Origin of the sequence: Bacillus sp. FSL K6-1560, from assembly GCF_038592935.1 — a bacterium.
In the GTDB taxonomy this organism is placed as follows: domain Bacteria; phylum Bacillota; class Bacilli; order Bacillales; family Bacillaceae; genus Bacillus; species Bacillus subtilis.
In genome coordinates, this window is the sequence record NZ_CP151946.1 from 3836982 (window position 1) to 3848907 (window position 11926).

Annotated in this window: 8 protein-coding genes; 7 read left to right on the top strand and 1 reads right to left on the bottom strand. The window is 48.0% G+C overall.

Annotated elements, in window-relative coordinates; all coding sequences use genetic code 11:
* Positions 1-28 precede the first annotated feature (28 nt).
* The 5 genes from nasB to cobA all read left to right on the top strand — a co-directional run bounded on the left by nasB (position 29) and on the right by cobA (position 8885).
* Positions 29-2344 carry an assimilatory nitrate reductase electron transfer subunit NasB gene (gene nasB / locus NYE22_RS20365; protein WP_342412095.1) on the top strand — a complete coding sequence of 772 codons (2316 nt, stop codon included), beginning with the start codon at positions 29-31 and terminating at the stop codon, positions 2342-2344.
* 6 nt (positions 2345-2350) lie between these two features.
* On the top strand, positions 2351-4483 hold the full coding sequence (gene nasC, locus NYE22_RS20370) for an assimilatory nitrate reductase catalytic subunit (RefSeq protein WP_161986468.1): 2133 nt from the start codon (positions 2351-2353) through the stop codon (positions 4481-4483).
* Positions 4484-4603: 120 nt separating this feature from the next.
* A complete protein-coding gene (nasD, locus tag NYE22_RS20375) occupies positions 4604-7021 on the top strand; it encodes an NADPH-nitrite reductase (RefSeq protein WP_161986469.1) in 2418 nt (805 codons plus the stop codon).
* 31 nt (positions 7022-7052) lie between these two features.
* Positions 7053-7373 carry a nitrite reductase small subunit NirD gene (gene nirD, locus NYE22_RS20380; RefSeq protein WP_003246252.1) on the top strand — a complete coding sequence of 107 codons (321 nt, stop codon included), beginning with the start codon at positions 7053-7055 and terminating at the stop codon, positions 7371-7373.
* Between the two features lie 60 nt (positions 7374-7433).
* Positions 7434-8885, top strand: coding sequence for a uroporphyrinogen-III C-methyltransferase (gene cobA / locus NYE22_RS20385; RefSeq protein ID WP_161986470.1), 1452 nt, complete (start codon positions 7434-7436; stop codon positions 8883-8885).
* Positions 8886-8916: 31 nt separating this feature from the next.
* On the opposite strand, the gene ffoR is transcribed toward cobA, so the two are convergent.
* Positions 8917-9927, bottom strand: a complete 1011-nt coding sequence (ffoR, locus tag NYE22_RS20390; protein ID WP_161986471.1) for a ferredoxin--NADP(+) reductase — start codon at positions 9925-9927, stop codon at positions 8917-8919.
* Between the two features lie 159 nt (positions 9928-10086).
* Between ffoR and NYE22_RS20395 the strand changes: the two genes are divergently transcribed.
* Together NYE22_RS20395 and NYE22_RS20400 are read left to right on the top strand one after the other, a co-directional pair.
* Positions 10087-10941: an alpha/beta hydrolase gene (locus NYE22_RS20395; protein ID WP_161986472.1), complete on the top strand. Its 855-nt coding sequence runs from the start codon at positions 10087-10089 to the stop codon at positions 10939-10941.
* A 99-nt stretch (positions 10942-11040) separates the two neighbouring features.
* Positions 11041-11925 (top strand): permease, encoded by an 885-nt coding sequence (locus tag NYE22_RS20400; RefSeq protein WP_128441338.1) that lies wholly within the window; start codon positions 11041-11043, stop codon positions 11923-11925.
* The last annotated feature ends 1 nt before the right edge of the window (position 11926 follow it).

The following is an 11926-nucleotide window of genomic DNA, read 5'->3' on the forward strand; positions in this document are numbered from 1 at the left end:
ACGAGCTTCGCCAAAGGAGGTCTGATACATGAAGAAACAAAGATTGGTGTTAGCGGGAAACGGCATGGCCGGAATCCGCTGTATTGAAGAAGTATTAAAGCTGAATCGCCACATGTTTGAGATTGTCATTTTCGGAAGCGAGCCGCATCCCAATTACAATCGCATTCTCTTATCCTCTGTATTGCAGGGTGAAGCGTCACTCGATGATATTACACTGAACAGCAAGGATTGGTACGACAAGCACGGGATCACGCTTTACACAGGCGAAACGGTTATTCAGATTGATACAGATCAGCAGCAGGTCATCACAGATCGGAAACGCACTCTGTCGTATGACAAATTAATAGTGGCAACAGGTTCCTCCCCTCATATTCTCCCTATCCCCGGGGCAGACAAAAAAGGCGTCTATGGATTTCGGACAATAGAAGACTGCCAAGCGCTGATGAAGATGGCTCAGCACTTTCAAAAGGCTGCGGTAATCGGAGCCGGCTTATTAGGACTGGAAGCTGCAGTCGGTTTACAGCATCTCGGTATGGATGTCAGCGTCATTCACCACTCCGCCGGCATTATGCAAAAACAGCTCGATCAAACAGCGGCGCGGCTGCTGCAAACAGAGCTGGAACAAAAAGGCCTAACCTTTCTTTTGGAGAAAGACACCGTCTCCATTTCCGGCGCCACCAAGGCAGACCGAATCCATTTTAAAGATGGCTCTTCATTAAAAGCAGACTTGATTGTGATGGCGGCCGGCGTCAGACCGAATATTGAATTAGCTGTATCCGCTGGAATCAAAGTGAACCGCGGGATCATCGTGAATGACTTCATGCAGACAAGCGAACCGAATATCTACGCCGTTGGTGAATGCGCCGAACATAACAGAACGGTGTACGGATTGGTGGCACCGCTTTATGAGCAGGGAAGAGCTCTCGCCAGTCATATTTGCGGCGTTCCATGTGAGGAATATCAAGGCTCAGCACCATCTGCGGCGTTAAAAATAGCTGGAATCGATGTGTGGTCAGCAGGAAAGATCCAAGAGGATGAACGCACGACGAGCATCAAAATCTACGACGAACAAGCAGGCGTTTATAAAAAAGCGCTTTTTGTAGATGACAAACTGGCCGGCGTTATTTTATTCGGAGACACCCGTGACAAGCAGCGGCTTCTCGACAGCCTGCTTAAACAACGAGACATCTCCATTGTCAAAAAGCAGATCATCGAACCGGAGACAAGCGGCCCTTTATTTGAATCCATGCCTTCCAGTGAAACGATTTGCCAATGCAACACAGTGACGAAAGGCGCGATTGAAGACGCGGTGCACACGAATAGCTTAACAACTGTTGAGGAAGTCAAGCACTGCACCAAAGCCACTGGGTCCTGCGGAGGATGCAAACCGCTCGTTGAAGACCTTTTGAGGCACATGACCAACAGCGAATATACGAAGCCCGCCGGCACACCTTCGTTTTGCAGCTGTACTGATTTTACAGAAGACGACATCATCGCTGAGCTTCAGCGCAGGCCATTCACTAATCCGGCAGAAGTGATGAACCAGCTTGACTGGAGAACAAAAAAAGGATGCAGTACTTGTGTTCCTGCGATTCAATACTATCTGGAAATGCTGTACCCCGGGTTTGTCCAGCCTGAGCCAGCCACTGAAGAGACATGCATCCTGATTCCGCAAATGTACGGCGGGCGGACAAACGCGGAGCAGCTAAGAACCATCGCCAACATCATTGAGGCATACAGCATTCCCGACGTATCCATCACTCACGGCCAAAGGCTGAAGCTTGCCGGGATCAAGCCTGCGGATCTCCCGAACATAAAAAAAGACCTGAAGATGCCCGTTTACACTAATGAACACCGACACGCGCTGCAAAGCATCAAAGCATGTACATGCGGGCAAAATCGATCGATTCAGCAGCTGGCAGCCCAAATCGAAAGACAACTTGAGATGCTTCCCTTACCCGCTCCCATTTCTATCAGCTTATCATGTGAAACAGACTGCACCGATGCCGCCCTGCAAGATGTCGGCGCAATTCGGACACAAGCTGGCTGGGACATTTACATCGGAGGCGTCCGGGGAACTCATGCCCGTTCAGGAGCCCTGTTTTGCGTGACTGAGAACGAAGACAGCACTGCCGGCATGATCAAAGGACTGATCCAGTATTATCGGGAAACGGCTCATTACTTAGAAGCTGTTCATCAGTGGATAGACCGTCTCGGGATCGTTCATATCAGAGAAGTGCTATTCGAAGAAGACCTAAGGGCACAGCTGCTGGAAAGCCTCCAAACAGATCTGTCACTGATTCAAAACCCGACTGTTGAGACGGGTGCATATAAGAAAGGATGAGGCATTTTGACTGAACGACTGCTTAGATATTTCCGTGATAAACAGCAAGACGTCCAATCAGAAAAAACATATGACACTCAATGCCCGTTTTGCAGCATGCAGTGCAAAATGCAGCTCGTGGAACAAACCATCGTCACGCGCAAAAAGTACACTGCGATCGGGATTGATAATCCTACAACACAGGGTCGGCTATGCATGAAGGGCATGAACGCCCACCAGCATGCCCTGAACTCCTCCCGCATCACCCGGCCGCTGCTGAAGAAAAACGGCGAGTTTATGCCTGTTTCCTGGGAAGAAGCACTGAATTACATTAAAGACCAAGTGACAATGATCCAAGCAGAACACGGCCATGACGCTATGGCGGTATACGGAAGCGCCTCGATTACAAATGAAGAGGCGTATTTGTTAGGGAAATTCGCACGGGTGGGCTTACAGACAAAATACATCGACTACAACGGGAGGCTTTGTATGTCCGCCGCAGCAACCGCAGCCAACCAAACATTCGGCGCGGACAGAGGCTTAACGAATCCCTTATCAGACATTCCCCACACCCGTGTGATCATTCTGGCCGGCACCAATATCGCGGAGTGCCAGCCTACGATTATGCCATATTTTGAAAAAGCGAAAGAAAACGGAGCTTACATCATTGCCATTGATCCGCGTGAAACAGCGACAACAAAAATCGCCGATCTTCATTTGAAAATCAAACCCGGCACAGACGCCGCTCTTGCCAACGGTCTCGTCAAAATCATCATCGACGAACAGCTCGCAAACGAAGATTTTATTCAATCACGAACAAATGGATTCGAGGAGCTGAAGCAGCATACTGACTCGTTGAACCTGAATGACATCGCCGAACAGACGAGTGTCCCGCTGGTGGATATAAGAAAAGCGGCTGTAAAGTTTGCCAAGGAAACGTCCGGCATGCTGTTTACAGCCCGCGGGATTGAACAGCAAACCGATGGCACAGCGGCTGTGAAAGGCTTCTTAAACATGGTGCTGATCACAGGAAAAATCGGCAAGCCTTACTCAGGTTACGGGGCGATCACCGGACAAGGCAACGGGCAAGGTGCAAGAGAGCATGGCCAAAAAGCCGATCAGCTTCCGGGCTATCGATCTATTGAAAACGAACAACACCGGGCACATGTTGCGAAAGTGTGGGGAATCCATCAGGATGATCTGCCGCGAAAAGGTGTCTCAGCCTATGAAATGATGGAAAAAATCAACGACGGCGACATCAAAGGATTGTTCCTCATGTGCTCCAATCCTGCTGTCTCCAGCCCAAATGCGAATCTCGTGAAAAAGGCTTTACGTAAACTGACATTCTTTGTTGCAATCGATTTGTTTATTTCTGAGACTGCGAAATACGCAGATGTGATTTTACCTGCCTCCTCTTACTTAGAAGATGAAGGCACCATGACAAATGTAGAAGGACGCGTGACATTAAGAGAAGCAAGCCGGCCATGCCCCGGCGAAGCAAAGCATGATTGGCAGATCATTTGTGATCTCGCATCCGCTCTCGGCAAGGGCCGCTACTTTTCTTATACGTCAGCGGAGGATATTTTTAATGAATTGAGAGAAGCGAGCCGAGGCGGGATTGCCGATTATTCAGGCATCTCATACGGCAGGCTCAGACGTGAAGGCGGCATTCATTGGCCGTGTCCGGAATCTGATCATTCCGGAACTGGGCGCTTGTTTACAGAATCATTTGCTCATCCGGATCAAAAAGCGGCATTAAGTGTGATTCCAAACGAACCACCTGTTCCAAAAGAGAAGCCGACAGCCGATTATCCGCTTTATTTAACGACAGGCAGAGTCATGTCTCACTACTTAACAGGCGTCCAAACAAGAAAAAGCGCCGCCCTTGCCGCGAGACATTTTGAATCGTTTATGGAAATCCATCCGCAAACAGCAGCGACCTACAATATCGAGGACCGTGTACTGATAAAAATAGAATCGCCGCGGGGAAGCATCACCGTCCGCAGCAAATTATCAGAACAAATCAGAAAAGATACTGTTTTTGTTCCCATCCATTGGGCAGACGCTCAAAATGTGAATGATTTAATCGGAGAAGCCTTAGATCCAGCCTGTAAAATGCCCGGTTTTAAGGTATGCGCCGTCCGAATCAGACCTATTTAAATTTTTCATAAAATTTTTAGAACTTTTCGTATATTTTGTTACATTTTATAACATGTATCTTAAATATTCCTTTTTGCTGTGCTACGCTGGAAAAAACATTGATAAGGAGCGGATCATCTGATGGGAAAAAAAAAGCTAGTTCTTGTTGGTAATGGAATGGCCGGGGTAAGGGCCATTGAAGAGATACTGAGTGTTGCTAAAGACGAGTTTCAGATCACAATTTTTGGTGCCGAACCGCATCCCAATTACAACCGAATCCTTTTGTCAAAAGTGCTTCAAGGCGATACAGATATTAAAGATATTACGTTAAACGATTGGGACTGGTACGAAGAAAACAACATTCAATTGTATACAAATGAAACAGTCATCAAAGTGGACCCGGAAAACAAAACAGTCATCACAGATGCAGACAGAATCCAGCCTTACGATGAATTGATCTTGGCGACAGGCTCGGTCCCTTTTATCCTTCCGATTCCGGGCGCAGACAAAAAAGGCGTCACAGCTTTCCGGGACATAAAAGATACAGACACAATGCTCGCCGCGTCAAAACAATATAAAAAAGCTGCCGTCATCGGCGGAGGACTTCTTGGTTTGGAAGCAGCTCGCGGACTGCTGAATCTTGGCATGGACGTGTCCGTCATCCACCTTGCCCCATTCCTGATGGAGCGCCAGCTTGATGCAACGGCAGGACGCCTGCTGCAAAACGAGTTAGAAAAACAAGGTATGACCTTTTTACTTGAAAAGCAAACAGAAGAAATTGTCGGTGATGACCGTGTCGAAGGCCTTCGCTTCAAAGATGGCACAAGCATTGAAGCTGATTTAGTCGTCATGGCTGTCGGCATCCGTCCGAATACAACACTCGGCGCCGAGAGCGGCATTCCGGTTAACCGCGGCATCATCGTCAACGATTATATGCAGACTGAAATCCCGCACATTTACGCGGTCGGCGAATGTGCCGAGCACCGAGGAATCGCCTACGGGCTTGTGGCACCGCTCTATGAACAGGCAAAAGTGCTGGCGAAGCATATTTGCGGCATCGAAACAAAACCGTATGAGGGCTCCGTTCTCTCCACACAGTTAAAGGTATCAGGCGTCGAGGTTTTCTCTGCCGGTGACTTTAACGAATCAGAGGAGAAAAAAGCGATTAAAGTCTTCGATGAGCAGGACGGCATCTATAAAAAAATCGTCCTGAGAGGCAATCAAATAGTCGGTGCTGTTTTATTCGGCGACAGCAGCGAAGGCAACCGCCTGTTTTCTATGATTCAAAAAGAAGCCGATATCTCTGAAACCTCAAAAATATCAATCTTACAGCCTCTCGACCAACAAGCAGGCACAAGCATAACCGCAGCGATGAGCGACGATGAAATCATCTGCGGCTGTAACGGCGTGTCAAAAGGTGCGATTATTCAAGCCATACAGGAAAAGGGCTGCTCGTCAACGGACGAGATCAAAGCATGCACCGGCGCATCCCGCTCATGCGGAGGCTGTAAGCCACTCGTAGAAGAAATCCTCCAGCATACGCTCGGATCAGACTTTGATGCGTCAGCGCAAAAAGAATCCATTTGCGGCTGCACCACATTGTCGAGAGATGAAGTCGTAGAAGAAATCAAAGCCAAAGGGCTGTCACATACAAGAGAAGTCATGAATGTGCTCGGCTGGAAAACGCCAGAAGGCTGTTCCAAATGCCGGCCCGCTCTGAACTACTACTTAGGCATGATCAATCCAACCAAATACGAGGATGACCGGACATCCCGCTTTGTTAATGAACGAATGCACGCCAATATTCAAAAAGACGGAACATACTCAGTCGTTCCTCGGATGTACGGCGGCGTGACCAACTCCACAGATTTGCGCAAGATCGCCGATGTCGTTGACAAATATGAGATCCCGCTCGTGAAAATGACAGGCGGCCAGCGAATTGATCTTATCGGCGTGAAAAAAGAAGACCTTCCGAAGGTATGGGAAGATCTTGATATGCCGTCGGGCTACGCGTACGGAAAAACGCTCCGCACAGTGAAAACTTGTGTAGGCGAGCAATTCTGCCGCTTCGGCACACAAGACTCCATGGCACTGGGCATTGCGCTTGAGAAAAAATTCGAAGGGCTAAACACGCCGCACAAAGTCAAAATGGCCGTGTCTGCATGCCCGCGAAACTGTGCGGAATCCGGCATTAAGGACCTTGGCGTTGTCGGCATCGACGGAGGCTGGGAGCTTTATGTCGGCGGAAACGGCGGAACCCACTTGCGTGCCGGCGATTTGCTGATGAAGGTGAAAACAAATGAAGAAGTCTTAGAATACGCAGGCGCTTACCTGCAATATTACAGGGAAACCGCAAACTATCTGGAGCGTACGTCCGCATGGCTTGAGCGCGTCGGTTTATCCCATGTCCAATCCGTGTTAAACGATCCGGAAAAGCGGCAGGAGCTGAACGACCGAATGAATGAAACACTCTCTGTCCACAAGGATCCGTGGAAAGACTTTTTAGAGGATAAACAAACCTCGAAAGAATTATTTGAAAATGTCGTGACCACATCATAATGACAAAAACAATCATTGAGGAGGAATGGGCATGGTAAACAAAGACGTAACAAAAGTATGTATCGGAAAAATTGAAGAATTGCCTGAACAATTAGGCAAAACAGTGTATATTGAAGATAAGGAGCTCGCGGTTTTCAAGCTTTCAGACGGAAGCATCCGCGCCATCGAAAACCGCTGTCCGCATAAAGGCGGCGTCCTGGCAGAAGGCATCGTCAGCGGTCAATATGTTTTCTGCCCGATGCACGACTGGAAAATTTCCTTAGAAGACGGAATCGTCCAAGAACCTGACCACGGATGCGTCAAAACATATGAAACGCTGATCGAAGGAGAACATGTTTATCTCGTATATTGATCAAAAGACCGGATCACTTTTCTAGTGGTCCTTCATTTTTTACAGTGACGGAAGGATGACATGATCATGAAGAACGGAATCGTATATTTCGTGGGAGCCGGACCCGGCGACCCAGGCCTGCTCACCATCAAAGGAAAACAGGCGCTCGAGGAAGCAGATGTGATTTTATATGACCGGCTCGCCAACCCGAAGCTGCTCGAATTTGCATCACCGGACTGCCAGTTTATTTATTGCGGAAAACTGCCAAACCGCCATTTTATGAAACAAAAAGAAATTAACGCCCTGCTGGTTGAAAAAGCATTAAATGGGTTAACCGTCGTTCGCTTGAAGGGCGGAGATCCGAGCGTATTCGGCAGAGTCGGCGAGGAAGCAGATGCTCTTCATGAGCACGGCATTCGCTATGAAATGGTGCCGGGAATCACCTCTGGAATTGCAGCGCCGCTATATGCGGGCATCCCCGTCACGCATCGGGATTTCGCATCGTCTTTTGCCATGATTACAGCGCATGATAAATCATTAAAAGGCACGCCGAACCTTGACTGGGAAGGGCTGGCCCGAAGCGTTCAAACCCTTGTTTTTTACATGGGTGTCAAGAACTTGTCTTTTATTTGCCAGCAGCTTATTTCATACGGGAAATCACCTTCTGTCCCTGTCATTGTCATCCAATGGGGAACGTGGGGCCGCCAGCGGAGTGTGAAAGGAACACTTGAGAACATTCAGCAAAAAGTGCAGGAACACCAGATTACAAACCCTGCGATTATCGTCATCGGAGACATCGTCAACTTTCAAACACATGGCTGGTTTGAAAGCAAACCGCTCATCGGACGGCATTTGATGGTTGTGACTCATGGCGAAGATGAAGACCCGCTTGCAGACAAGCTGCGCGATTTCGGCGCCGATGTCATCGAGTGGCCGAAATGGCAGACCGAAAACATGCCTGTCAATGAAGACATTCTTCGAAAGATTGGCACCTTTGAAGACGTTTTTTTCACATCGCGCCGGGCGGTTTGTGAATTTTTCAGAGCACTGGCTTCTCAGAAAATCGACATCCGCCAGCTGACAGCGAAACTGAGTGCAGCATCTGAACAAGCAAAGACGGAGCTTGAAAAACGGGGGTTTCTTGTCACCGCCATTCAGCCTGATTCAGAGAAATGTCTTGTTGTCGGGAGCCGCCATGCAGTGGAAAACATGCAAAAACATGAATCCTGTTCGTTTTATATCACTCATGAAAACGTCATAGATGACCGGTTCACCCACATGATTCAGCGTACCATCAGTGAATCCCCGCTGCACATGGTCATTTGCCCGAACAAGCTGTCCGTTCAGCAATTGATCAATGGTGGCGAACAAATTGGCATTTCGCCGGAATTGTCAGCAAGCCGGCCTCCTATCGTCTGTATAGGCGATGACTCAGCTGCCGAGGCTTATGGATTCACAGCCGTACAAGAACAGGATGAATTGCTAGCTTTCATTCAGAATCAACAGACGCAAAAAAAGCTCCTTCACAGCTGATGGCTGGCAGCCCTTTCCCCCAAGGGCTGTTTTATTTATGTACCAATTTTTTGTGATGGGTTGAATACATCGCCATATTCTCAGCCTTAGGATCCAAATAAGCCTTAGCGCTGTTGACTGCTGTCGGGCCTTCGGTAAAGCCGCCGGCAATCAATCTCAGCTTGCTTTCATAAAAAGCCGCGTCGCCCGCCACAAACACGCCCGGAAGATTCGTTCGCATATGTCTGTCAGCTTTCACCCTGCCTTCTTCAATCTCCAGTCCCCACTCCTTCATCGGCCCGAGATCAATTTTGAACCCATGATTGATGATCAGCTCATCAATTTCTATGTCTTCCCTCTGGCCAGTCTCCGTATGGCAAATCGTCACTTTTTGGATGCGCTCCTCATTGCCGCTCAGCTGCTTCAGACGATAAGGCGTAAGCACCCGCACCGATGATTGCTTCATTTTCGTCACGCTGCTTTCCATTCCGCCGAATTCCTCACGCCGATGAACGACAGTCACAGACGCCGCAATCGGTTCAAGCTCATTAGCCCAATCGACCGCAGTATCTCCGCCGCCTGATATCACCACGCGCTTATCTTTAAACGCATCGAGCTTCTCCACTCCGTAATGAAGATTTTTGCCCGCATATCGGGCCGCATCCTCGCTGTCAAACTCATTGACCTCAAGTGTACCCATGCCGCAAGCCAAAATCACAGTTCTTGTATAGTGCTTTTCGCCTTCAGAACCCGTCAGAACAATGGTGCCGTCATCTAGGCGTTCAAACCCGGTCACACGCTGATTCAATACGATATCAGGATCAAACGTTGCCGCCTGCTCCTTCAGCTGCTCGATCAGCTGCTTTCCCGCAATCCCCGGTATGCCGCCGATATCGCGAATGATTTTCTCAGGAAAGAATAAAGACACCTTCCCTCCGAGCTTCGGCAAAAATTCGATTACCTTTGTTTTCAGCTCCCGCATCCCGCAGTAAAAAGCAGTAAACAGCCCAATCGGCCCCCCGCCTATAATCGTAACGTCATATACCTCTTGATTCTCAGCCATCCGTCCTGCCTCCCGTTCACATCTATATCAAAATTTTAATTGAGAATGAATATCAATACAAAGTATATCATATTCAAGGGCCTTTGTTTATTCATTTCTTCACCTTGTGATCAATTGTTGAAAACCCTATAATAGGCAAAAAACAAATGGGAGTAACAGATGAAAAGACGAGTCGAAACGATCACCTTCGAAGGACATACACTAGAATATTCAGTGGCTGGAAAGGGTGCCCCCATCCTTATCATGCATGGCGGGCATTCAAATTGTTACGAGGAATTCGGATACACAGCGTTGATTGAGCAAGGGTATTCCATCATTACGCCTTCAAGGCCTGGCTATGGACGGACGTCAAAAGAAATTGGAAAAAGTCTTGCCAATGCCTGCCGTTTCTATGTGAAATTATTAGATCATCTACAAATCGAAAGTGTCCATGTGATCGCCATCTCAGCAGGAGGGCCAAGCGGCATATGCTTTGCCTCACATTATCCGGAAAGAGTAAATACATTGACCCTGCAATCCGCGGTCACCAAAGAGTGGCTCACCCCAAAAGACACTGAATATAAATTGGGGAGAATTCTCTTCCGCCCGCCGGTGGAAAAGTGGATATGGAAGCTAATTTCTTCCTTGAATAACGCTTTCCCGCGTTTGATGTTTCGATCTATGAGTCCCCAATTCAGCACGCTTCCGTTTCAGCGAATCAAGTCCTTGATGAATGAAAAAGACATAGAAGCATTTCGGAAAATGAACAGCCGGCAGCGCTCGGGTGAAGGATTTCTGATTGACTTGTCACAAACCGCCGCTGTCTCTTTAAAAGACCTGCAAGCCATCATATGTCCCGTGCTGATTATGCAAAGTGTTTATGATGGATTGGTTGACTTGTCACATGCACATCATGCAAAAGAGCACATTCGTGGCGCTGTTCTCTGTTTGCTTCACTCATGGGGACACCTGATTTGGCTCGGAAAAGAAGCTGCAGAAACAGACAGTATCCTACTCGGTTTTTTGGAATCCTAACCAAAGTGAAACGATCCTTTCCTTTCCTCCGTCAAACAAGCAGTGCCTTTTTTTCTGGTATCATAAGAAAGGCAGCTTAACATGAGCGGAGGTTTTATTGTGACAGCACAATCATCTTTTCTTCAGCTGAATTCTATTTTTATCAGCATTTTAATAGAAGCCATTCCGTTTATTCTGATTGGCGTCATACTTTCCGGAATCATTCAAATGTTTGTTTCTGAAGAAATGATTGCAAGAATCATGCCGAAAAACCGTTTTCTCGCCGTTTTATTCGGTGCGCTGGCCGGCGTTTTATTTCCCGCCTGCGAATGCGGCATCATCCCGATTACGAGGCGGCTTCTGTTAAAGGGAGTTCCTCTGCATGCGGGCGTTGCTTTCATGCTGACCGCGCCTATCATTAATCCTATCGTTTTATTTTCTACTTATATTGCGTTCGGGAATAGATGGAGCGTTGTCTTTTACAGAGGCGGACTGGCTCTCGCCGTTTCGCTGATCATCGGGGTCATCTTATCCTATCAATTTAAGGATAACCAGCTTTTAAAGCCTGATGAACCCGGGCACCACCATCATCATCACGGCACCTTGCTCCAAAAACTGGGCGGGACCTTGCGGCATGCCATTGATGAATTTTTCTCCGTGGGGAAATATTTAATCATCGGCGCCTTTATCGCAGCCGTTATGCAGACGTATGTCAAAACATCCACTCTGCTTGCGATCGGGCAGAATGATGTATCCTCTTCCCTCGTGATGATGGGTCTGGCGTTTGTCCTGTCGCTTTGTTCAGAAGTTGATGCGTTCATCGCGTCTTCCTTCAGCAGCACATTTTCATTAGGATCGTTAATCGCCTTTCTCGTCTTTGGCGCAATGGTGGATATTAAGAATCTATTGATGATGCTTGCGGCCTTCAAAAAACGATTTGTTTTCCTGCTGATTACATACATTGTCGTGATTGTTTTAGCGGGATCACTACTGGTAAAGGGGTGAT